13 protein-coding genes and 1 tRNA gene are annotated in these 23,581 nt (G+C 66.7%); 8 read left to right on the forward strand and 6 right to left on the reverse strand.

Going from position 1 to position 23,581, the window contains the following annotated elements:
- Nucleotides 1-34 precede the first annotated feature (34 nt).
- Together ORI27_RS25225 and pks2 are read right to left on the reverse strand one after the other, a co-directional pair.
- On the reverse strand, nucleotides 35-709 hold the full coding sequence (locus ORI27_RS25225; protein WP_265999810.1) for a methyltransferase family protein: 675 nt from the start codon (nucleotides 707-709) through the stop codon (nucleotides 35-37).
- A gap of 74 nt (nucleotides 710-783) precedes the next feature.
- Nucleotides 784-7,137: a sulfolipid-1 biosynthesis phthioceranic/hydroxyphthioceranic acid synthase gene (pks2, locus tag ORI27_RS25230; RefSeq protein ID WP_323055665.1), complete on the reverse strand. Its 6,354-nt coding sequence runs from the start codon at nucleotides 7,135-7,137 to the stop codon at nucleotides 784-786.
- Between the two features lie 281 nt (nucleotides 7,138-7,418).
- Here pks2 and ORI27_RS25235 point away from each other — a divergent pair, with 281 nt between their 5' ends.
- Nucleotides 7,419-9,185 carry an AMP-binding protein gene (locus tag ORI27_RS25235; RefSeq protein ID WP_323055669.1) on the forward strand — a complete coding sequence of 589 codons (1,767 nt, stop codon included), beginning with the start codon at nucleotides 7,419-7,421 and terminating at the stop codon, nucleotides 9,183-9,185.
- Nucleotides 9,186-9,192: 7 nt separating this feature from the next.
- Here the strand turns inward: ORI27_RS25235 and ORI27_RS33045 are convergent, their stop codons facing one another.
- Nucleotides 9,193-10,113, reverse strand: a complete 921-nt coding sequence (locus ORI27_RS33045; RefSeq protein ID WP_323055666.1) for a PGRS repeat-containing protein — start codon at nucleotides 10,111-10,113, stop codon at nucleotides 9,193-9,195.
- A gap of 4 nt (nucleotides 10,114-10,117) precedes the next feature.
- On the opposite strand from ORI27_RS33045, the gene ORI27_RS25245 reads away from it, so the two are divergent.
- Nucleotides 10,118-10,945 (forward strand): hypothetical protein, encoded by an 828-nt coding sequence (locus ORI27_RS25245; RefSeq protein ID WP_265999811.1) that lies wholly within the window; start codon nucleotides 10,118-10,120, stop codon nucleotides 10,943-10,945.
- An 83-nt stretch (nucleotides 10,946-11,028) separates the two neighbouring features.
- On the opposite strand, the gene ORI27_RS25250 is transcribed toward ORI27_RS25245, so the two are convergent.
- The 3 genes from ORI27_RS25250 to ORI27_RS25260 form a co-directional block, all read right to left on the reverse strand.
- Nucleotides 11,029-12,150, reverse strand: coding sequence for a hypothetical protein (locus ORI27_RS25250; protein WP_265999812.1), 1,122 nt, complete (start codon nucleotides 12,148-12,150; stop codon nucleotides 11,029-11,031).
- Between the two features lie 575 nt (nucleotides 12,151-12,725).
- Nucleotides 12,726-14,282, reverse strand: a complete 1,557-nt coding sequence (locus ORI27_RS25255) for a hypothetical protein (RefSeq protein ID WP_265999813.1) — start codon at nucleotides 14,280-14,282, stop codon at nucleotides 12,726-12,728.
- A 352-nt stretch (nucleotides 14,283-14,634) separates the two neighbouring features.
- Nucleotides 14,635-14,707: transfer RNA gene (locus ORI27_RS25260), tRNA-Arg, on the reverse strand.
- 204 nt (nucleotides 14,708-14,911) lie between these two features.
- Here ORI27_RS25260 and argS point away from each other — a divergent pair.
- From argS to rho, 6 genes are all read left to right on the forward strand, one after another.
- Nucleotides 14,912-16,564 carry an arginine--tRNA ligase gene (gene argS / locus ORI27_RS25265; RefSeq protein WP_265999814.1) on the forward strand — a complete coding sequence of 551 codons (1,653 nt, stop codon included), beginning with the start codon at nucleotides 14,912-14,914 and terminating at the stop codon, nucleotides 16,562-16,564.
- Between the two features lie 35 nt (nucleotides 16,565-16,599).
- Entirely contained in the window at nucleotides 16,600-17,979 is a 1,380-nt protein-coding gene (gene lysA, locus ORI27_RS25270; protein ID WP_265999847.1) for a diaminopimelate decarboxylase, read from the forward strand.
- Between the two features lie 3 nt (nucleotides 17,980-17,982).
- Nucleotides 17,983-19,308, forward strand: a complete 1,326-nt coding sequence (locus tag ORI27_RS25275; RefSeq protein WP_265999816.1) for a homoserine dehydrogenase — start codon at nucleotides 17,983-17,985, stop codon at nucleotides 19,306-19,308.
- Nucleotides 19,305-20,390 carry a threonine synthase gene (thrC, locus tag ORI27_RS25280; protein ID WP_265999817.1) on the forward strand — a complete coding sequence of 362 codons (1,086 nt, stop codon included), beginning with the start codon at nucleotides 19,305-19,307 and terminating at the stop codon, nucleotides 20,388-20,390. Before ORI27_RS25275 ends, thrC begins: the two co-directional genes overlap by 4 nt.
- A gap of 12 nt (nucleotides 20,391-20,402) precedes the next feature.
- The gene (thrB, locus tag ORI27_RS25285) at nucleotides 20,403-21,347 is read left to right on the forward strand and encodes a homoserine kinase (RefSeq protein WP_265999818.1); all 945 of its coding nucleotides are present in this window, start codon (nucleotides 20,403-20,405) and stop codon (nucleotides 21,345-21,347) included.
- A 276-nt stretch (nucleotides 21,348-21,623) separates the two neighbouring features.
- Nucleotides 21,624-23,513 carry a transcription termination factor Rho gene (gene rho, locus ORI27_RS25290; RefSeq protein ID WP_323055668.1) on the forward strand — a complete coding sequence of 630 codons (1,890 nt, stop codon included), beginning with the start codon at nucleotides 21,624-21,626 and terminating at the stop codon, nucleotides 23,511-23,513.
- The last annotated feature ends 68 nt before the right edge of the window (nucleotides 23,514-23,581 follow it).

Genomic DNA, 23,581 nt, shown 5'->3' on the forward strand with positions numbered 1-23,581 from the left:
GGATTGCACCTTGCTTTCTCGGGCACGGCGGCCGTCACCACATGTAGGGGATCAGGCGCGAGCGGACCTTCTGGGTGTACTCGCGATAACCTTCCAACTCGTCGCCCAGCAGCTTCTCCTCGTCGTGGATGCGCGCGGCAAGCACGGCCACACCGGGCATGACAAAGGCGAGCGCCCAGAATGAGCCGAGGGCCAGCGGCAGACCCACCAGAATCAGCACGTTTCCGGTGTACATGGGGTGCCGCACCAGACCATAGAGACCGGTACTGACCACCTTCTGGCCGGTCTCCACCTGGACGGTCGTCGACGCATAGATGTTCTGAATCGCCACCAGCACCGTGACCACCAAGCCGGCGCCGGCCAGAACATCACCGATCAGGCACAGTGCCGGCGGTACCGATGACCAGCCGAAGCGATGGTCGAGGCCGCTCACCACACAGATCGCCACCAGCGATCCGTAAAGGCCGATCATGACGATCTTCTGTACCATCCGGCCTTCTGCGATCGGTCCGCTGCGCATTCGCCGCTCCAGGACAACAGGATTGGTGATCTGCAGGTAGATGCTCGGCAGCCAGGCGGTGAGAGCGAACACGGCCAAGAACGTCCACCCCTGCCAGTAGTTCAATGTGCCCGCTGAGGCGAACACCAGCAATCCGATCGCGACGAGCTGGCCAAGACCCAGCGCAGACACCCTGAGTACGGCGTTCACAATCCTCCCAAATGATCCGTCGCGTGGCGCATGCGCGATGCTGCGATCTCCGTGGCCGATGTCATGGATCCCGACTAGGCCGACGCGTCGCTGTTGGTCGGCGCCAACCTTTCGCAGAGAACTTCGGCCAGTCCGCGGATGGTGCCAACGGCAAGGTCGCCGGACGTCAATCGCACGCCCGTTTCGGCTTCGATGCGGGTGCGCAGTTCCAGCGCGCCGAGCGAATCGACCCCGTATTCGGCGAGCGGCCGGTCGGGCTCGACGTTGCGACGCAGGATCAGGCTCACCTGATCGGAGATCAGGCGTCGCAACCGTGCGGGCCACTCCTCACGAGGTAGTCCGCTGAGTTCCACACGTAGGCTGCTGGTGCCCGTTGGTCCTTGGTCGACAGCGCTGAATGCTTCAGCGAAGGGACTCCGCTGGGCGAAGTCGGTCAACCACGTGCTGCCGTCGATCGGTACATACCCGGTGTAGGCACGTTGATGGCGCAACAGCACGTCGAGTGCGTAGGCGCCCTCATCGGGAGCGATGGGTGTGCCGGCGTTCTCGGTGGTGTGCGTCGCGTGCCCGATCTGGCCCCAGGCGCCCCAGGCGATCGTGGTGCCCGGCCGACCCTGGGAGCGCCGCCAGCGGGTGAAGGCGCCGAGCCAGCTGTTGGCGGCGGCGTAGGCTCCCTGTCCCGGCGAGCCCATCAGCGCGGCCGCTGAGGAGAACGAGCAGAACCAGTCGAGTGGCTGATCTGCGGTGGCAGCGTGCAGATTCCAGATGCCGTAGACCTTGGGTGCCCACTCGCGTTCGACGAGGTCGTCGGTGATATTCGCCAGGGTGGCGTCCTCGATCACCGCTGCGGCGTGCAGCACGCCCCGCACCGGTAACCCGGTCGCCGTGGCGGCCTCCACCATCCGCTGGGCGGTGGCGGGATCGGCGATATCGCCACAATGCACCACGACCTCGGAACCCATCGCACGGATCAGTTCGATGGTTTCCAGCGCCTTGAGTGTCGGCTGCGAGCGGGACGTCAGGACGATTCGTCCACACCCGGCGTCGGCCATCTTCTCGGCAAGGAACAATCCGAGGCCGCTCAGACCACCCGTGACCAGGTAGGCGCCGTCGCGGCGGAAGGCCGCGGCCTGCTCCGGGGGGATCACGACGCGGCTGGTCCCGGTGCGTGGGATGTCGAGCACCAGTTTGCCGGTGTGCTGGGCCGCGCTCATCATCCGAATCGCGGTGGCGGCGTCGGCAAGCGGGTACTCGGTATGCCGGGCGGGCGGCAAGTCACCGGATGCCACCAGCTGGTAGGCGGTGCGCAGGAGTTCGCCGACTCGCTGCGGATGGCTTGATGACATCAGCGCCAGGTCGACGTAGCAGAACGTGAGATTCCGCCGGAACGGGAACAGTCCGAGTCGGCTGTTGGCGTAGACATCACGCTTACCGATCTCGACGAATCGTCCACCGGTGGCCAGCAATTCGATTCCGGCCCGTTGGGCTGCGCCGGTCAGGGAGTTGAGCACGATATCCACGCCGTAGCCATCGGTGTCGCGACGGATCTGATCGGCGAACTCGGTGCTGCGCGAGTCGTAGACGTGCGTGATTCCCATGTCGCGCAACATCTTCCGGCGATCCTCGCTGCCTGCGGTGGCGAAGATCTCTGCGCCGGCGGCGCGCGCGACTCCGATGGCGGCCTGGCCCAGGCCGCCGGTTGCGGAGTGAATCAGTACCCGGTCGCCGGCTGCTATCCGGGCTTGATCGTGCAGTGCGTACCACGCTGTCGTGGTGGCCGTGGCGGCAGCCGCCGCCTGGTGATCGGTCATGGCCTCCGGCAGTGTGACGGCCAGTCGCGCGTCACACGTGACGAATGTGCCCCAGCACCCATTGGCGGAGAATCCGCCGACCCGGTCGCCGACGCGATGGTTGGTGACGCCGGGTCCGACCGCGGTGACCACGCCGGCGAAATCCATCCCCAACTCCGGCAACCCGCCCTCGATAGCCGGGAACAGGCCCATTGCGACCAGTACGTCGGCGAAGTTGACGCTCGATGCGCCGACGGCAACCTCGATCTGTCCCGGCCCTGGCGTAACCCGTTCGCAGGCAACCAGTTCCAACGATTCCAGATCGCCGGGCGTGCGGATGTGCAGCCGCATACCCTCGTAGTTGTTGGCGGCGAAGGCGGTTTGTCGTTCGTCGGGGCGCAACGGGCTGTGCCGCAATCGAGCCGTGTACCAGACGCCATCTCGCCAGGCGGTCTCGTCTTCCTTGGATCCGCTGAGCAGATGCCGGGCCAGTTGTTCGGCGTCGGCGCTGTCGTCGACGTCGATCTGGGTGGCGTGCAGATGTGGATGCTCGGCGCCGATCACCCGTACCAGGCCGCGCAGTCCGCCCTGCTCGAGATTGGCCACGTCGCCGGCCAGGACGGTCTGAGCGGCGCGGGTCACGACAAACAGGTGCGGGATGTGGCCCGTGGTCTGGGCCAGTTCGCGGGTGATGCGCGTCAGGTGCTGGACGTATTCGCGACCGACTCGCGGGGTCTGGTCGTCGGCGGCACTGGCCTTGGTACCGGTGAGGATCACCGCACCGGTGACGCGCCCCGACTGCAGCCGCTCGGCCAGCTGTCCGGCGTTGACAGCGTGGTCGGCATTCGGCGACCAACACATGGTGTTACATGGCACGCCTTGGCTTTTCAGCGAGTCGGTCAGCCTGGCGCCGAGCAGGTCCGCCGTGTCAGTGGTGCTGATCAGCAGCCAGGTTCCGGCGTCGACATGCGAAGGCTCCGGTAGCTGCCGCTGCTGCCAATCGATGGCCAGCAGCCGCTCGCCAAGGATCCGATCCTGTTGAGCCTGCTCGGATTCCCCGGTTCCACACCGCAATCCCTGCACGGTGAGCAGGACTGCCCCGTGCGCGTCGAGCAGGTCGAGGTCGGCCTCGATTCCGGCCGCCTCGAGTCCGGTGATCCGGGCGTAGCAGTAATGGGCGCCTCGGGCAGACCCGAAGGATCGCAGCCGGCGCGCGCCTTGCGGCCAGCCCAGCACGCCCACCCCTTGGGCCCGGATCTGCGGACTGGCGGCAAGCGCCTGGAAGCAGGCATCGAGCAGCGCCGGGTGCACGCCGTAAGCCCCTTGCTGCATGCGCATTTGGCGGGGCAGCGCGACTTCGGCCAACACCGTGGCGGCGGAATCCTCACCGGTGTTGACGCCACTCAGGCCGGTGAACGCCGGACCGTAGTGGACACCGCGCGGGTCCGATCCGTCGCCGACCTCGGCGCCGTCGATGTGATGCGGATGGGCGGCCAGGAGTGCGGCGATGTCGTAAGCCGCGGGTAGCTCATCATCATCGGCTGCGTGCAGGATCGCGCTGGCGTGCCGAGTCGGATGGCCGCTTTCCTCGGAGTCCACGAGAAACTCGACGACGCCGGGTGAGGACAGCGCGGCCGAGGCTCCAACGGTGGTCTGCTCATCGAGCAGCAACGCGTGTTCGAAGCGGATATCGCGGACTTCGGCAGCCTCACCCAGCACCGTGTGGGCGGCCGCCAGGGCCATCTCGCAGTAGGCCGCGGCGGGCAGCACTGCGACGTTGCGGATTGTGTGATCGGCGAGCCAGGGCTGGGCCGCGGTACCGACTTCGGCCTGCCAGACGTGGCGCTGCGGCTCCTCCTGCAGGCGAACATGAGGGCCCAGCAGGGGGTGCACCGAAACGGTGTAATCGCCGTGTGCCGTCGACTCATCGCGGTCGTGGTCCAGCCATAGCCGGCGGCGGGTCCAGGTCGGCAGCGGGGCATCCACGAGTCGCCCATTCGGATACAGCACGGAGAAGTCGACCGCGGCACCCGCACCGTGCAAATCCGATACCAGACCGCGCAATCCGTGCGGCAGTGTCTGCTCACGGCGCAGGCTCGCAAAGGTGGCGACCGGCGCATCCAGACTGTCGGCGGTCCGTTCGATGGTTTCGGTGAGCATCGGGTGTGGCGCCAGTTCGGCGAACACGCGATAGCCGTCCTCCACGGCGGCGCGTGCGGCCGCGGCGAACCGGACAGTGTTACGCAGATTGCGCACCCAGTACTTGTTGTTGCACACCGGTTCTTCGCGCGGATCGAAGCCCGTCGCCGAGTAGAACGGCACCTGCGGAGTCAGTGGTTTGATCTCCGCCAGAGCCGTAGCGAACTCGTCGAGGATCGGATCGACAAGGGGCGAGTGTTCGGCGACGTCGATCGGGGACTGGCGGACTGTGACGTCACGTTCTTCCCACGTCGCCATCAGGTCGCGGACGGTCTGGGTGGCGCCGCTGACCACTGTCGACTCTGGCGCGGCGACCACGCCGACGACCACATCCTTGATGCCGGCGAGCGTGAGCTCCGAAAGCACCTGCTTGGCGGGCAGTTCCACCGCCGCCATGATCCCGGAGCCGGCCAGGCCGGACGTCAACCGCGAGCGCCGGCAGATCACCCGCACCCCGTCTTCGAGTGACAGCGCCCCGGCGACCACCGCCGCAGCGACCTCGCCCATCGAATACCCGATGACCGCGCCCGGGCGTGCGCCGTACGCCTTGAGCGCGGCGGCCAGCGCAACCTGAACGGTGAATAGGGTCGGCTGCAGTTGGGCGTCGCCCGCCACCACCTCCGGTGCCGTCAAGGCCGTGGTGACCGAGAACCCGGATTCGGCCGCTATCAGCGGCTCGAGTTGCGCGACCGTGGCGGCGAATACCGGTTCGATCGCCAACAGTTGGGCGCCCATCCGGGCCCATTGCGAGCCCTGCCCGGAGAACACCCACACCGGTCCGAGGTCGTCGTGGGCGAGTGCGGCTTCCTGCCGCGTGTCGCCGTCGGCGAGTTCGCGTAGCGCCTCGGCCAACTCCGTTCGGCTGCTCGCGTGCACCGCGGCGCGCACGGGGCGATGGCCGCGCCGACGCGCCAGGGTGTACCCGAGATCCGGCAGGGCTACGTCGTCATGCTGCTGTACCCAGTGCGCCAGCCGGCCCGCGGTGCGCCGCAATTCCTCGGCCGACGACGAGGAGAGCGGAAACAGCAGGGGTGCGGCCGGGGCGCTGCCCTCGGCGCTGGTGGTCTGCGCTCCCGATGGGTCGGGAGCCTGTTCGAGGACGGCGTGGACATTGGTCCCCGACACCCCGTATGAGGACACCGCCGCGCGACGCGGATTCTCGCTGCCCGTGGGCCAATCTGTGTTCTCCACTGGCACAAAGAGTTTCGTGGAGATGCGGGCCAGGTCGTCGGGCAGGCGGGTGAAGTGTAGGTTGCGCGGAACCGCCCCGTGCTGCAATGCCAGGATCGTCTTGACCAGGCCGATGGCGCCGGCCGCTGACTGGGAGTGGCCGAAGTTGGTTTTCACCGATCCGAGCGCGCAGGGGCCATCGAGGCCGTAGACCTCGCTGAGGCTGGTGTATTCGATCCGATCGCCCGCCTGGGTGCCCGGGCCGTGCGCCTCGACCATGCCGACGCTGCCTGCTTCCACGCCTGCGCCGGCCAGAGCTGCCCGGTACACCGCGGCCTGGGCGGCGACCGACGGTGTGGAGATCTCGGCGGTATGGCCGTCTTGGTTGGCGGCGGTACCGCGGATGACGGCAAGGATCCGGTCGCCGTCCCGCACTGCGTCCGGGAGGCGCTTGAGCAGCACCATCGCGCACGCCTCCCCGCCGACGTAGCCGTCGGCCGAGACGTCGAAGGCATGACAGCGTCCCGTCGGGGACAGTTGGCCCGCCGCCGTCCCCGAGACGTACTTGCGTGGGTCCAGCATCACGTATGCGCCGCCGGCGAGCGCGAGATCGCTCTCTCCCTCGGTCAGGCTGCGACAACCCATGTGCACGGCGAACAGCCCGGAGGAGCATGCGGTATCGACCGCCATCGCGGGACCATGCAGTCCCAGGGTGTAAGCGATGCGCCCGGAGGCCATGCTGAACGTGCTGCCCGAGAAGCCGAACGGTCCCTCCATGGCATCGGACTCCGTCGACACCAGTTGATAGTCGTAGTGCGTCAACCCGGTGAATACGCCGGTGAGGGAGTCTTTGACCGCTTCCGGCGTCAGGCCGGCGTGCTCCATCGCCTCCCAGGAGGTTTCCAGCAGCAATCGGTGTTGTGGATCGAGCGCTGCGGCCTCCCGCTCGTTGACGCCGAAGAACTCCGCATCGAAGCCGGCGACATCGTCGAGGAATGCGCCCCACTTCGACGTTGTCCGGCCCGGCACACCCGGCTCGGGGTCGAAGTACTCGTCGTTGTCCCAGCGGTCGCGCGGCACTTCGGTGACCAGGTCATCGCCCCTGCACAACGCCTCCCACAGCTGTTCGGGGGAGTCGATACCGCCAGGAAGCCGACAGGCCATGCCGATGACGGCAACCGGAGTGGTCGATCTGGTGCTCATAGTGGCCGGGGAGCTGGTAGAACCCGAACCGCTGGACCGATCATCGACCGCACCGAATGAAACCATCCCGTCTCCTCACAGCAACGGAATTGATAGTGCAGTCCGTTGCTTGACTCTCACAACTGGTTTCCCCCCGGCCCAGGCAAGGCAATTATTGACGCAGACGAAGCGCCACGGGTCAAGTTTGCTTGATTCGCAACCAAATGCACAGGTACGTCCATGGCTGGCAGGGTTGTCGCAACGGGTTGACCCGCCAAGTTGCCGAGGTCGGCAGTGGTTGACGATGACGTTACTTAACTTGGGTGTTCGAAGGTGTCGCGGCGACCGCTACTGATACTTTGCTTCGCGTGACACAGGCGATTGAGGCATCGATTCCGGCTCTGCTGCGTGAACGCGCCAGCATGCAGCCGGATGACATTGCGTACACCTTTATCGACTATGACCAGGACTGGGCCGGCGTCCCGATAAGCCTGACGTGGCCGCAGCTGTATCGGCGCGTCGCCAACTTCGCCCGCGAGCTCAGGCAAACCGCGTCGCCCGGCGATCGCGCGATGATCATCGCCCCGCAGAGCCTGGAATACATCATTGCTTTCCTGGGGTCGTTGCACGCCGGAGTGATCCCCGTTCCGCTTTCGGTTCCGATGGGTGGTGTCACCGACGAGCGAGTCGAATCGGTGATGCGCGACGCAACACCCACCGCCGTCCTCACCACGTCGGCTGTCGTGGCCGAGGTGAGCCGCAGCATCGTCCCGCAGCCCGGGCAGGCTCCGCCGGCCATCATCGAAGTTGATTTGCTGGATCTGGATGCACCGCCCCGGCCCGGTGCGCCGGCGATGTACGAGAACGAGAATCCCCACGCCACCGCGTACCTGCAGTACACCTCTGGGTCAACACGTTCCCCTGCCGGTGTGATGATCTCGTACACAAACCTATTCACCAATCTGCAACAGATCACCACTGATTACTCGAGGCATGCGGGCGTCACCCCGCCAGACTTGACATTTGTGTCGTGGCTGCCGTTCTTCCACGACTTGGGATTGATTTTGGGGGTTTGCTCGCCGATTGTTCTTGGAACCAGCGCGGTGTTGACGAGCCCGGCGTCGTTCCTGGTGCGGCCGGCGCGCTGGATGCAGTTGCTGGCGACCAATCCGTGCCCCTTCACCGCCGCGCCGAACTTCGCATTCGATTTGGCGACGCGGAAAACCTCCGACGAGGACATGGCCGGGCTCGACCTCGGCGGCGTGCACACCATCCAAAGCGGCGCCGAACGGGTTCAGCCGGCGACGATCAAGCGTTTCACCGACCGTTTTGCCCGCTTCAACCTGAACGAAGCGGTGATACAGCCGTCGTACGGCATGGCCGAGGCCACGCTCTACATGGCCACCCCCAGGCCGGAAGATCCCATCAAGGTCGTGTACTTCGACACCGATGCCCTGACCGCCGGCGAGGCAAAACGCGCCGATGGCGAGGAGGGCACACCGCTGGTCAGCTACGACGGCCCGATCAGCCCGCGCTCGCCGGTCTTGCGGATCGTCGACCCGGAGACCCGCATGGAGGTTCCAGAGGGGAAGACAGGCGAGATCTGGTGCCATGGCGACAACGTCAGTATCGGCTACTGGGAAAATCCCGAGGAGACTGCGCGGACATTCGGCGCCACGATTGCCGAGCCGTCGGCGGGGACACCCGAAGGTCCGTGGTTGCGGACCGGCGACGTCGGCTTCGTCTCGGACGGGGAGCTGTTCGTGGTGGGCCGTATCAAGGACCTCCTGATCATTTATGGCCGTAACCATTCCCCTGACGACATCGAGGCGACGGTTACCGAGATAACCAAGGGTCGGTGCGTGGCGATCGCCGTTCCTGACCACGATGTGGAGAAGCTGGTCGTCGTGATGGAGGTCAGGAAGCGCGGCGACTCCGATGAGGAGTCGAAGCAGCACTTCGAGACCATCAAGCGGGAGGTCACCTCGGCGATCTCGAACACGCACGGGATCGCCGTCTCAGATCTCGTTCTGGTCGGCGGGGGTTCGATTCCGGTCACCACCAGTGGCAAGGTCAGACGGCAGGCCTCGGTGGATTTGTACCAGCGCGGGCAGTTTTCCCGCCTGGACGTCTAATAGTTTGCTAGGGCGTTCCGTCGGCGCCGGTGGTCGCTGACCCGCTGTCCGCCCACGCGGTCCCGCCGGCGCCCCCGACACCGCCCGCGTTGCCGCCGTTGCCGCCGTCACCCCCGACTGAGTCGCCGATGCTGTAGTTGTAGGCGACACCGCCGTTGCCGCCATCGCCACCGCTTGTGGTGCCGTCGCCGCCGACTCCGCCCTGCCCGCCGGTCGCCGTGCCGGGGGCGGCGATACCGGTCACCTGGGTCACCACGGTGAGCAGGTAATCCCACAGTGGGTCGCCCGCGAGGTCGGCGGTGCCGCCCGCACCGCCGTTGCCGCCGGCTCCGTCCGTGCCGTCGCCGCCTGCCCCGCCGTTGCCGCCGATGATGCTCCCCGGGTGGTAGATGCCGGCGAAGAAGCCGAAGCCGTAGCTGATGACGGAGCCGCCCGCGCCGCCGTCGCCGCCCGTGGTGCCGGTGCCGCCGGCTCCGCCGTTGCCGCCGATTCCGCCGATCAGCCCACCGGTGCCGCCTGCACCGCCGTTTCCACCGATACCGCCGGTGTTGGCTCCGCCGGCGCCGCCGATTCCGCCGGCGCCGAACAAGACTGCCGACCCCCCGGCGCCGCCGGCACCACCATTGGCACCGGTACCGCCACCGCCGCCATTGCCGATCAACCCGCTGCTGCCGCCATCGCCCCCGACGCAGCCGGCACTGTCGGTACACGTCGCGTCAGTCCAGGAGTAACCGTTGCCGCCAGTGCCGAGCAACCATCCCCCGGGATTCCCGTTCGGGTTGTCCGCTGTCCCGTCGGCACCGTTTCCGATAATCGGGCGGCCCTGCCACTCGTTGGTGACCAGCGCGGTGACGATGTCGGAGAGACTGATCGGATGGGGATTCGAGCCCCCGGCCGTTTGGGCGAACGCGACGATCGCGCCAATCACGTCGTTGAGCGAGAGGTTCGGCGGGGTGGTCGGGGAATCGCTCGCAAGCGCGTTCGCGGAGATGGACGCAGCGGCCAACGGTCTGGCCGACACCGCGCCGTCAGACATCGACGTGGTGCTGGTGGCGGCCTGGGTGGTGATGTCGGTCGTGGGGGAGCTCGATGCGGGGGGCGCTACCGCCGGAGCCTCACTCGGGTCGGCGGCCGCGGAAGGGCTCGCGTTCGAAGCGGTGTCGGTGGTGATCGTGCGGTTGGTGCGGACGGCACTGCTGGTGCCGGCCGATTCAGCGGGTGCGGTGGCCGACGTCGATTTCGCCGCGGTGGTTCGGCCGACTGGTCCGGCTTTGCGGCCGCTGCCGGTGGTGTGGGCCGACGAAGTCGGGCGGCCCGACTTTCCTACCTTGGATCCGGTGCTGCTGTGGCTCGACGACGAGGTGCCGCTGGCGCCGGAATCGGCGTGGGCGGTCCCTGTTGTGGCGCCAAACGACGCGCACACGCCGACGGTGAGAGCGCCGGCGCCCAGCCAGATGGAGACTTTGCTGTGTGGCCGCTGTGCCCGGTGCCGGTCAGCGGCGCGCCGTGCTCCGGGCTTGGCCCGGCTAGGTGCACGATGCCTTGCAGCCATGGATAGCTCCCAAGTCGCTGATGCTCTGAGCGGTCACATGGTAGCAATGGCCATGCGGGCCCGTGGCAAACTCTCGATCGCCGGAATTTCTGCCCGGTCGGGCCTTTGGTCATCGACCCCCGCTGATGCCCTGGTGGCAGCGAAATGTCGTCGGGGGATTGCGGGCCAGGAGATTTTGGCCGAGCACACGGACGTGTCCGCTATGTGAACAGTGGTGGCCTTCTGAGCCGGTTGAGCTATCGCGATCAACTGTCGCCGGCGTACGGCCGGCGTGGGCGTTATCACACCCGGCTACTTTGCGTGCCGAGCCGACGAACCCTTGCCGCCGCTGCGGGAACCCGATGTCTTGCTGCCGGCGCTCGACGAGGATGAGGCCTTCTTGTGGCTGGTGCTTCGGGCGGCCGACGCTGCGGCGGTGGTGGTGAGGTTGCTGGCCGGTTCCGTCGCGGTCGTTTCGGTACTGCTGGCGCGCAACGCCGAGGCCGTAGAGGTCTTCTTGCTGCTGGCTACCGCTGCCGCCCCGGAGGCGGAGCCACCGTTGATGTTGACGCCCGGGATGGACCGTTTGATGGTCTGAAGGGTCTGACCGATCGCCCCGGCGATTGCGAACGGACCCCACCCGGACGTCACCGTGTTGTTGTCGCCGAAGAAGTTGAACGCCAGGCTCAACGTGGTGTTGGGGTATGGCCCCGCAGACGTCACGATGTTGCCGTTGCCCAAAACGTTTCCGGCGGCGGTCAAGATGCCCTGAGCGATCACAGTGCTGGCGCCGAGGAGATTGGTGGTGGAGCTGAAGAAGCCCTGCGTCAACGCGGTGCCCGCATCGCCGATGTTGAGAGCCAGGTTGCCGAGGCCGCTTGCGGTGGTGGCTTTCGACCCGTCGCCACCGGTCGCGCTCGCCAGGGTGAGGTTGAAGCTGCCGACGTTCGTCATGTTGCCCGGCCCGAATTGCACGGCGATGTTGCCAAGGCCGGCGGCGCCGGTCGACTGCGTCCCGGAACCACTGGTGAGGGAGCCGATCGCGATATTGAGAGCGCCGAGTGTGGCCGTACTGCCCGGCCCGGTCTGCCAAGCAAGGCTCAGAAGAGAGGGGAGCGTCGAGGCCCTTGCGTCGTCGCCGACTGCCACTGCGAAGCTGAGGATGCTCAACGTCGTGGCGGAGACCGCGTTGGTGCCGAACGAGATGGCGCCGCTGAATAACCCACTGCCCGCGTTCGCGGTTGCGCCGTTGCCGATTCCGATCGCGAAGCTCGTCAGGTTGCTCGTGCAACCGCCCCCGTTACCGATACCGAAGACGGATAGGCAACTCGCATTGGCGGCGGGGGCGTCGCCAAGGGCTCCGGCCGCGAGCGCGCCGGATACCAGAGCGGCAAGCACCACACCACCTTTGGCGCGGACCTGATTCATCGACATACCCCTGCAACTTTAGGAGTCTTTGCTGTCTCGGACCATGTCCGACGGGAATGGAGCTTACAGCTTTTCTCGAAGATATTGCACCCAGCACTCCCAATTGGTGGACATCGGCACCCGGGGCTTCGAATTGCCGATGCGTCTGCGACGGTCGTCGGTGGCATGGCGTGGGTGCCGCGCATAATCTCAAAGTCCCAGTTCAGACTGGCTTTTGAACGCGGTTGCAGGCGGCGAGGTGATGGGCGATGCGCACCGGATCCGGGTGCGGTCCGCACGAATGATCGACCAAGTCACACGTTCTCGGCATCACCTGAAATGAGTATCGCGGCAACGGTTCACGCAGTGAGACAGTCATTTGCCATATATGAACAGTCATGCGCTACGCGCAGATCGCGCCTGACTGATTGATCAGTCCCTCGATTTCGCGGCGGGAGTAATTCACTGCATCTGCGCAGCCGTCTTCGCGAATGCCCAAGCCACCGCGGCGGCGCGTCGAACCCATGGTCTGGTCAAGGCTTCGATGCACACCGATCGACCAAGGCCGCACGGATAAGCGCATTGCTGAAGGGAACCCGCGACTAACGCTTTCTGTGCTTCCCGCCGCCGACGCCGTGGGCGGAACTGGATTTCGTGCTGCCGGAGGAGGCGCTCGACGATTCGGGTTTGCGGTGCCGGCCGCCCGTGGCGGTGGTCGTTGTGCTGCCACTCGTGCTGGTGGCCGTCGTTGTGGTGCTGGTTGTGGTGGCGCGGTGACGGCCGGAGCCCGCCGTGGATCTCGTGTTGTTATCGCTGTTGCTCGACGGGTGGGTGTCGTCGTGGGTGCTTTCGGCGCCGTCGCTGCTGCTGTCGCCCTCGGTCGGCGCGGTCGGGTCGTCGTTGGTGGTCTGGGTGGCGTCGCTGTTGTCGCCGTCGGTCGCCGGTGTCGGGTTGTCGTCGGCGGACTCGGTGACGCCGCCGCTGTCGCCGTCGGTCGACGCGGTCGTGCCGGTGGTCGTTGCGCTGGTGTCGTCACCGGCGGCTGTTGGCGTGCCGGTCGCGGCCGTCGTGCTCTCGTCGGCGGCTGCCGAGACGGTTCTATTGCTGCTGGCGACCGCGGCGGCAGGGATACGGGAGGGGGAGAGGCCGTAATTGGAGGGGTAGCGGTTGATGGTGATGCCTGGTCCATTTTGGACGAGCGTCGCCGCCTCCTGCCAGAACGACTCCAGGATCGAAAACGGGCCTTGGATGGCGGTCAGGGAACCGTTGTTGCTGAACATGTTCAGCACAAAGCTCAATGGAGCGGGGAAACCGGTGGACGACAACAACTGAATCGTGTTGCCGGTTCCGAAGAAGTTCGCGGCCGCGCTCAGGAGGCCCTGCACCACGATGGTGTTGGCGCCCCGGATATTGGCGGCGGTAGTGAAGAAGCCCTGTGCGAGGACGTTGCCCGCGTCGCCGAGCCAGTTGAGCGCCCACGCGCCGATACCGCCGGCAGCGGTGGATTGCAGCCCGCTGCCGTCGGGGGAGAAGCTGAAGGCCAGGTTGAGGCCGCCGACGGTGGTCACCGAGCCCGGCCCGATGTTCAAGGACAAGTTCCCGAACCCGGCCGCGCCGGTCTGTTGGTTCCCGCTGCCGTGTGGCAGGCCGACCGCGAGGTTGAAGCCGCCGATCGTGGACGTCGTGCCCGACCCGAGCTGGAACGCAATGTTGCCGAGGCCGATGGCGCCGGTCGAATTCGCCGCGGAACCCTCGGGGGTGATACCGAGGACGAGATTGAACAGGCCACCCAGCGTCGTGGCCGTGCCCGGCCCGAACTGAAGGTTGATCCCGAACAGAGACGAGAGTGTTGAGGACACCGCGTTGTTGCCGAATGCGCCGGCGAAGGTGAAGGCGGCGATGTTGGTGATCGCGTTGGCGTTGTCGCCGATCGCGATGGCCCCGCCGAACAGCGCGTTGCCGGCATTTGCGACCGCGCCGTCGCCGATCCCGATCGCCAGCGTGGTCAGATTGCTGGTGCAACCATTGCCGTTGCTCAAACCGAAAGCCGAGAAGCAGGACGCGTTGGCGGTGGGCGCTGGCGTGAATGCCCCGGCCGCAAGCGCACTGGAGACCAACGCGCCGAGCGCCATGTTGCGTCCATCTCGAACCCGACCCACCGACATCTCCGTCGCTTTTATGTGTCTTTGCTGGTTTGGACCGTACCCGACGCCACCCACTACTGACAGGGTTCCAATGCATATTTGCCGGCGATTCATAGCTTGCCAGACGGATTCCCGCCAGTGATCGTGGGCGTGCCCGTCGACTGGATGTTCAGCAGGAGAGCGCTCGCACTGCTGTCGACGTCGTCGCGACCGGCGGTGGGACAGCCACGATGCGGCATAGGGGATTACGCCGTCCCGGACGACCATCCTGGTGCATCCGATCCTCGACGGATAGGGATGCGGAGCCGTCACCTCGACGAGAATGGCTCCTCGGCCGATCGCGTTGCTGTATCGCGACGAAGGTGAGTGCCCCCGGCAGGATTCGAACCTGCGGCCTTCTGCTCCGGAGGCAGACGCTCTATCCCCTGAGCTACGGGGGCGCATATCTGCGCCGTGGGGCTCAGACAGCGTAACGCATCCGAACGGCTGCTCCGTGCCGGCCGCCGGGCGTGCCCTGCCCGCCGGTCGGATTCCCAGGTCGCTGCGCTCCTGCCCGCCCCTCGGGATTCCCGGGTCGCTTCGCTCCTGCCCGCCGGGGATGCGGATTCGGGCCCTGACCACGCCAGACCATAGGATGGAGCCTCGTGACACCCGCCGACCTCGCCGAGCTGCTCAAGAACACCGCCACCGCGGTGCTCACCGAGCATGATCTTGATCCCGCCGCACTGCCCGCGACGGTGACCGTCGAGCGTCCGCGAAACCCCGAGCACGGCGACTACGCGACCAACCTGGCCCTGCAACTCGGCAAGAAAGTCGGCGCCAACCCCCGCGAACTCGCCGGATGGCTGGCGGCGGCGCTGGCCGCCGCCGACGGCATCGCCGCGGCCGAGGTCGCCGGTCCGGGGTTCGTAAACCTGCGTATCGAGGCGTCGGCGCAGGGCGTCATCGTGCACAACGTTCTCGATGCCGGGCCCGCGTACGGGAACTCCGACGTGCTGGACGGCCAGAACATCAACCTAGAGTTCGTCTCGGCCAACCCGACCGGTCCCATCCATATCGGCGGTACCCGGTGGGCGGCCGTCGGCGACGCCCTCGGAAGGCTGTTGAGCACCCAGGGTGCCGAGGTGGTCCGCGAGTACTACTTCAACGACCACGGTGCGCAGATCGACCGGTTCGTCAACTCCCTGATTGCCGCCGCCACCGGCCAGCCCACCCCCGAAGACGGCTATGCCGGGGACTACATCGGCGATATCGCCGCCCAGGTGCTGGCCAAGGCGCCCGATGCGCTGAGCCTGACCGGCGACGAGCAGAAGGAGACCTTCCGCTCGATCGGGGTGGATTTGATGTTCGACCACATCAAGGAGTCCCTGCACGAATTCGGCACCGACTTCGACGTCTACACCCACGAAGATTCGATGCACACCAGCGGCCGGGTCGAGCAGGCCATCGCCAAGTTGCGTCAAACCGGCAACATCTACGAGAAGGACGGCGCAACCTGGTTGCGCACAACAGAATTCGGTGATGACAAGGATCGGGTCGTCATCAAGAGTGACGGTCAGCCCGCCTACATCGCCGGAGACCTGGCCTACTACCTCGACAAGCGGCAGCGCGGCTTCGACCTGTGCATCTACATGCTCGGTGCCGATCACCACGGCTACATCGCACGGCTCAAGGCGGCTGCCGCGGCGCTCGGTGACGACCCCGACACCGTCGAGGTGTTGATCGGCCAGATGGTGAACTTGGTTCGAGACGGCCAGCCGGTGCGGATGAGCAAGCGGGCCGGAACCGTCATCACCCTCGACGACCTGGTCGAGGCCATCGGGGTGGACGCTGCCCGATATGCGCTGACCCGCTCGTCTGTTGATACCCCGATTGACATCGACCTGCAGCTGTGGTCCTCGGCCTCCAACGAAAATCCGGTCTATTACGTGCAATACGCGCACGCCCGGTTGTCGGCGCTGGCTCGCAACGCCAACGACCTCGGCCTGGCGCCCGACACCGCTCATCTGGAGCTGCTCACCCACGACAAGGAGGGTGCGCTGATCCGCAACCTCGGCGAATTCGCCAGGGTGCTCAAGGCCGGTGCGTCGCTGCGCGAACCGCATCGGGTGTGCCGCTACCTGGAGGACCTAGCCGGCGATTATCACCGGTTCTACGATTCGTGCCGGGTGCTACCGCAAGGCGACGAGGAGATCGGCGATCTCCATCGTGCTCGGCTGGCGTTGTGTGCGGCCACCCGTCAGGTGATCGCCAATGGTCTGGCCATCCTGGGCGTGTCCGCGCCGGAGCGGATGTGAACGCTCACCCCGCCGGCCCGCGCCACGCCGAGGAAATCCACCACGGCGGCGCCCCAGCGCGACCTCAGACCTCTGCCGAGGCGCTAGAATTGGCGCCGAATGTGTGGCCGCGCAACCTCGTTCGCGGCGCCGACGGCGAGGTGGCGATCGCCGGGGTGGGCGTGACCGACCTGGCCGCCGAGTACGGCACACCGCTATTCGTTGTCGATGAGGACGACTTCCGCGGTCGTTGCCGCGAGATCGCCGAGGCTTTTGGCGGCGGCCACAACGTCCACTATGCCGGTAAAGCCTTCCTGTGCAGCGAGATTGCGCGGTGGGTCGATCAGGAAGGGCTCTCGCTGGACGTGGCGAGCGGCGGTGAGCTCGCCGTCGCGCTGCACGCCGGTTTCCCCGCTGAGCGAATCGCATTCCACGGCAACAACAAATCGGTTGAGGAACTGACCACCGCGGTGAAGGCTGGCGTCGGCCACGTCGTGCTGGACTCGATGACCGAGATCGATCGCCTGGACACCGTCGCCGGCGAGGCGGGCGTGGTGCAGGACGTCCTGTTGCGAATCACCGTCGGCGTCGAAGCGCACACCCATGAGTTCATCGCGACCGCCCACGAAGACCAGAAGTTCGGCCTGTCGCTGGCCAGTGGTGCCGCCATGGCCGGGGTGCGCCGGGTCTTCGCCACTGATCACCTGCGCCTGGTCGGCCTGCACAGCCACATCGGGTCGCAGATCTTCGACGTGGCGGGCTTCGAGCTGGCTGCCCACCGGGTCATCGGCCTGCTGCGTGATGTTGTCGCCGAATTCGGGGTGGACAAGACCGCGCAGATCGCGACCGTCGACCTCGGTGGGGGACTAGGGATTTCCTATCTTCCCCAAGATGATCCGCCTCCGGTCGAGGATCTCGCGGCCAAGCTCGAAGCGATTGTGCGCAGCGAGTCGGCGGCCGTCGGCCTGCCCGCGCCGCGGCTGGTCGTCGAGCCCGGACGGGCGATCGCCGGGCCGGGCACGGTGACGCTCTACCAGGTCGGCACCGTCAAGGACGTGGTTGTCGCCGCCGATCGATCGCGGCGTTACGTCAGCGTCGACGGTGGGATGAGCGACAACATCCGCACCTCTCTCTACGGTGCCGAGTACGACGTCCGGCTGGTATCTCGGATAACCGATGCGCCGCCGGCGCTGGCGCGTGTGGTCGGAAAGCATTGTGAGAGTGGCGATATCGTTGTGCGAGATGCCTGGATTCCCGGCGATGTCCACCCCGGCGACCTGCTCGCGGTGGCAGCCACCGGCGCGTACTGCTATTCGATGTCGAGTCGATACAACCTGATCGGCCGTCCTGCCGTGGTGGCCGTGCGTGACGGGCGGGCTCGCCTGATTCTGCGCCGGGAGACCGTCGACGACCTGCTGAGTCTGGAAGTGAGGTAACAGATGAGTACACCCGAGAAGGCAATCGGTGTAGCGGTACTGGGGCTGGGCAACGTCGGCAGCGAGGTTGTCCGGATCATCGAGGAGAGCGCACCCGATCTCGCGGCCCGTATTGGTGCGCCGCTGGAACTGCGGGGTGTCGCGGTGCGCAGGGTCGCCGACGACCGCGGTCTGCCGGTGGAGATGCTCACCGATAACGTCGAGGAACTGGTGTCGCGCGCGGATGTCGACCTCGTCGTCGAGCTGATGGGCCCGGTCGAGCCGGCCCGCAAAGCCATCCTGACGGCGTTGGAAGGCGGGAAGTCGGTGGTGACGGCCAACAAGGCATTGTTGGCCCAGTCCACCGGTGAATTGGCGCAAGCCGCCGAGCGGGCTCATGTCGACCTGTACTTCGAAGCCGCCGTCGCGGGCGCCATTCCGGTGATCCGTCCGCTCACCCAGTCGCTGGCGGGCGACACCGTGCTCCGGGTGGCGGGCATCGTCAACGGCACCACCAACTACATCCTGTCTGAGATGGCTTCCACCGGAGCCGATTACAGCTCGGCGCTGGCCGACGCGAGTGCTCTGGGGTACGCGGAGGCCGATCCCACCGCCGACGTCGAGGGATACGATGCGGCGGCCAAGGCTGCGATTCTGGCATCGATCGCTTTTCACACCCGGGTCACCGCCGACGACGTCTACCGCGAGGGCATCTCCAAGATCACCCCGGAGGATTTTGAATCGGCCAAGGCGCTGGGCTGCACGATCAAGTTGTTGTCGATCTGCGAACGCATCATCGGAAGCGACGGCCAGCAGCGGGTATCGGCTCGTGTATACCCGGCGCTGGTTCCGTTGAGTCATCCACTGGCCACAGTCAACGGCGCGTTCAACGCGGTCGTCGTCGAGGCGGAGGCGGCCGGCCGATTGATGTTCTACGGGCAGGGCGCCGGCGGTGCGCCGACGGCTTCGGCGGTGATGGGGGATCTGGTGATGGCCGCGCGTAACCGCGTTCAGGGGGGTCGTGGGCCGCGTGAGTCCAAGTACGCCCAACTGCCGATCGCGCCGATGGGCATGATCCCCACCCGGTACTACGTCAGTATGACGGTCTCCGATCGTCCCGGTGTGTTGTCCTCGGTCGCAGCCGAATTCGCGAAGCGCGAGGTCAGTATCGCCGAGGTGCGCCAGGAAGGCATCGTGGACAACGGCGGGCAGCCCTGCGGTGCGCGTATCGTGGTGGTCACTCACCGGGCGACCGATGCGGCATTGTCCGAGACCGTCGACGCGCTGGCCGACCTCGAGGCCGTCCAGGCTGTCAACAGTGTGCTGCGCCTGGAGGGAACCAGCGAATGAGCTCGACGAAATCGCCTGCCGTGCATACCCCCTGGCCCGGATTGATCGCGGCGTACCGTGATCGGCTGCCGGTGGCGCCGGATTGGACGCCGATCACCCTTCTCGAGGGTGGAACGCCGCTGATCAGTGCGACTCGGCTGTCTGAAAAGACCGGCTGCACAGTGTATTTGAAGGTGGAGGGCCTCAACCCCACCGGCTCGTTCAAGGACCGCGGCATGACAATGGCCGTCACCGACGCGGTTGCGCGCGGCCAGCAGGCCGTGCTCTGTGCGTCGACCGGCAACACGTCGGCGTCGGCGGCGGCCTACGCCGCTCGGGCCGGCATCACCTGCGCGGTGCTGATCCCGCAGGGCAAGATCGCGATGGGCAAGCTCGCGCAAGCAGTCATGCACGGCGCCAAGATCATCCAGATCGATGGCAACTTCGATGATTGCTTGGAGCTGGCCCGCAAGCTCACCGCCGACTATCCGACGATCGCACTGGTCAACAGCGTCAACCCGGTCCGAATCGAGGGGCAGAAGACCGCCGCGTTCGAGATCGTCGACGCGTTGGGAACAGCCCCGGACGTGCATTCCCTGCCGGTGGGCAATGCCGGCAACATCACCGCCTACTGGAAGGGCTACACCGAATACCACCGTGACGGGCTGGCCGACCGGTTGCCCCGGATGCTGGGGACGCAGGCGGCCGGCGCCGCCCCGCTGGTATCCGGCAAACCGGTGAGCAACCCGGAGACCATCGCCACCGCGATCCGCATCGGGTCGCCGGCGTCCTGGGACGGTGCCGTGGCGGCCCAACACGACTCCGGCGGTCGTTTCCTGGCCGCTACCGACGAGGAGATCCTGGCCGCGTATCACCTGGTCGCCGAGGTCGAGGGCGTGTTCGTCGAGCCGGCGTCGGCGGCCAGCATCGCCGGACTGCTCAAGTCGGTCGAGGATGGCTGGGTCAAGCCCGGATCCACGGTGGTGTGCACCGTGACCGGCAATGGCCTCAAAGATCCCGACACCGCACTTCGCGACATGCCGACTCCGGCGCCGGTCCCTGTCGACGCCGGTGCGGTCGTCGCCGAGCTGGGCCTGGTTTAAGGCGGATCGTCGGTGACCCTCAACCTGCCTGCCGGTCTGACCGCCAGCGCCACTGTCGCGGCGTCCAGCGCCAACCTCGGCCCGGGCTTCGACAGCCTGGGCCTGGCGCTGGCGCTCTACGACGAGATCCTCGTCGAGACCACGGACGCCGGACTGATCATCGAGGTCGAGGGGGAGGGAGCTGGTCAGGTTCCACTGGGTCCCGAGCATCTGGTGGTCCGGGCGCTGCACCGCGGGTTGGCGGCCGGCGGCACGGAGGTGCCCGGGCTGGTGGTGCGCTGCCGCAACGCGATCCCGCACTCGCGGGGGCTCGGCTCGTCGGCTGCAGCAGTCGTCGGTGGGTTGGCGGCGGCGAATGGTCTTCTGGCACAAACGGATCAGGATCCGCTGACGGAGGAGCAGCTGATCCAGCTGGCGTCGGAGTTCGAAGGTCACCCCGATAACGCCTCGGCCTCGGTGCTCGGTGGCGCAGTGGTGTCGTGGGTCGACGCGCGGACCAACCCCCCGACGTATGCGGCGGCCGGGCTGCGGCTGCACCCCGATATTCACGTGTTTCCGGGAATCCCGCAGGTTCGGTCGTCGACCGCGGAGACCCGGGTGCTGCTGCCCGACCACGTCACACATGAAGCCGCTCGGTTCAATCTGAGCCGGGCGGCGTTGCTGGTGGTGGCGCTCACGGAGCGGCCGGACTTGCTGATGGCCGCCACCGACGACATGCTGCACCAGTCCCAACGTGGCCCGGCCATGCCTGCCTCGGCGGAATATTTGCAGGTGCTGCGGCGTTGTGGAGTTCCGGCGGTGTTGTCCGGTGCTGGTCCAGCCGTTCTGGCACTGACGACCAGCTCAGAGCTACCGCAGGAAGCGGTCGAATTCGGCACCGCCAAGGGGTTCACCGTCACCGAGATGGGCGTCGGCGAAGCAGTTCGCTGGAGCTCGGGTGTCGCGGTCAGGCGTTGAGTTGCGCACACGCCGGTACCGATTTCTTGCTTTCCGGCGGTCAAGCGGGCTATTCTCGGTGCCGTCCAGGCAATCGCAGCGACTGTTCCTGCGCCGACACTAGGACGACCACCAATTCTCTCGTGTTCAACTCGTGGACTGACGGTTCGCCATATAGCCGCGAATCCCGACGATCACCGATGACGCACAGACGATGGTGAGACTTCGCATTCAGCGAATCGGCTGAATGCCAGACCCCTTGCCTCCACGAAACGGCGAGGGAAAGAAAGGAAATCCGTGACCGATACGGACCTGATCACGGCTGCAGAGCGCGCCCCACAGACGGATGCGCCGGCCGTGACCGCAGAAATCCCCTCGGCGCCCGATTCTCGGCCGGAAGCGACGTCGCAGGCCGCCCCGAGTGCGGACGCCGGCCCGACCGGCGCTCTGTCGGCGATGGTCCTGCCCGAGCTGCGCGCCCTGGCCAACAAGGTCGGGGTCAAGGGAACCTCCGGGATGCGCAAGAGCGACCTGATCGCCGCGATCAAGGAGCGCCAGAACGGCGGCAACGGCACCAACCACCGCGCCGACGACGCTGGTCAGGCCCCTGCCGAGCAGCCGAGTGAGCCTCGCGAGAACACCGAGACCAACGGCGGGGAGCCGCGCCGGCGCGAGCGCCGGGCGGCCACCCGCGATGCCGGCGCCGCCGGCGGCGAGGCCGCTGAGCAGCCGAAATCCCAGGGCAACCGTCCCGAGCAGGCCGATAAGCGTTCCGAACCCAAATCCGAGAACCGCGAGGATCGCGGCCGCGACCAGTCCGATCAGGGCGAGCAGGGCCAATCAGGCGGCCAGCAGAACCGCGATAACCAGCAGAACCGTGACAACCAGAATCGCGACGGTCAGAACCGCGATGACGACGACGACAGCCGCCAGGGCCGTCGTGGTCGCCGGTTCCGTGACCGGCGCCGCCGCGGCGAGCGCGGCGGCGGCGAGGGCGGCGGCGACTCCGAGCTGCGCGAGGACGATGTCGTCCAGCCGGTCGCCGGCATCCTCGACGTCCTCGACAACTACGCGTTCGTGCGCACGTCGGGCTACCTGGCCGGCCCCAACGACGTGTACGTCTCGATGAACATGGTCCGCAAGAACGGACTGCGTCGCGGGGACGCCGTTACCGGCGCGGTCCGGGTGCCCAAGGAGGGCGAGCAGGGCAACCAGCGCCAGAAGTTCAACCCCCTGGTCCGTCTCGACAGCGTCAACGGCGGCCCCGTGGAGGCGGCGAAGAACCGTCCGGAGTTCAGCAAGCTGACCCCGCTCTACCCGAACCAGCGGCTGCGGCTGGAAACCACCTCAGAGCGGCTGACCACCCGCGTGATCGACCTGATCATGCCGATCGGCAAGGGCCAGCGCGCCCTGATCGTGTCGCCACCCAAGGCCGGTAAGACCACGATCATGCAGGACATCGCCAACGCGATCACCCGCAACAACCCCGAGTGCCACCTGATGGTGGTCCTGGTCGATGAGCGGCCCGAAGAGGTCACCGACATGCAGCGCTCGGTCAAGGGTGAGGTCATCGCCTCCACCTTCGACCGCCCGCCATCAGATCACACCCAGGCCGCCGAACTGGCCATCGAACGCGCCAAGCGACTCGTCGAGCAGGGCAAGGACGTCGTCGTGCTGCTCGACTCGATCACCCGGCTGGGCCGCGCGTACAACAACGCCTCGCCGGCGTCCGGGCGCATCCTGTCCGGTGGCGTGGACTCCACCGCCCTGTACCCGCCCAAGCGGTTCCTCGGCGCGGCCCGCAACATCGAGCACGGGGGCTCGCTGACCATCATCGCGACGGCCATGGTGGAGACCGGTTCGACCGGTGACACCGTGATCTTCGAGGAGTTCAAGGGCACCGGCAACGCCGAGCTCAAGCTCGACCGCAAGATCGCCGAGCGCCGGGTGTTCCCGGCGGTCGACGTCAACCCATCCGGTACCCGTAAGGACGAGCTCCTGCTGAGCCCCGACGAGTTCGCGATTGTGCACAAGCTGCGCCGCGTGCTGTCCGGGTTGGATTCGCATCAGGCCATCGACTTGCTGATGAGCCAGCTGCGCAAGACCAAGAACAACTACGAGTTCCTCGTTCAGGTCTCCAAGACGGCGCCCGGCGGCCCCGCCGGCGGCATGGACAACGTCGACTAGTCCCGCCCAAACCGCCGTTCCGCAGGGAAACATCGAGAGAAACCCTGCAAAACGTCGGTCTCGGGGCG

Origin of the sequence: Mycobacterium pinniadriaticum (assembly GCF_026242045.1) — a bacterium.
Classification (GTDB): Bacteria; Actinomycetota; Actinomycetes; order Mycobacteriales; family Mycobacteriaceae; genus Mycobacterium; species Mycobacterium pinniadriaticum.

Coding starts and splice junctions, on each gene's coding strand:
- pks2 (WP_323055665.1), bottom strand. CDS start 7,137: ATGGTTTCATTCGGTGCGGTCGATGATCGGTCCAGCGGTTCGGGTTCT.
- ORI27_RS25250 (WP_265999812.1), bottom strand. CDS start 12,150: ATGTCGATGAATCAGGTCCGCGCCAAAGGTGGTGTGGTGCTTGCCGCT.
- ORI27_RS25275 (WP_265999816.1), top strand. CDS start 17,983: ATGAGTACACCCGAGAAGGCAATCGGTGTAGCGGTACTGGGGCTGGGC.
- thrC (WP_265999817.1), top strand. CDS start 19,305: ATGAGCTCGACGAAATCGCCTGCCGTGCATACCCCCTGGCCCGGATTG.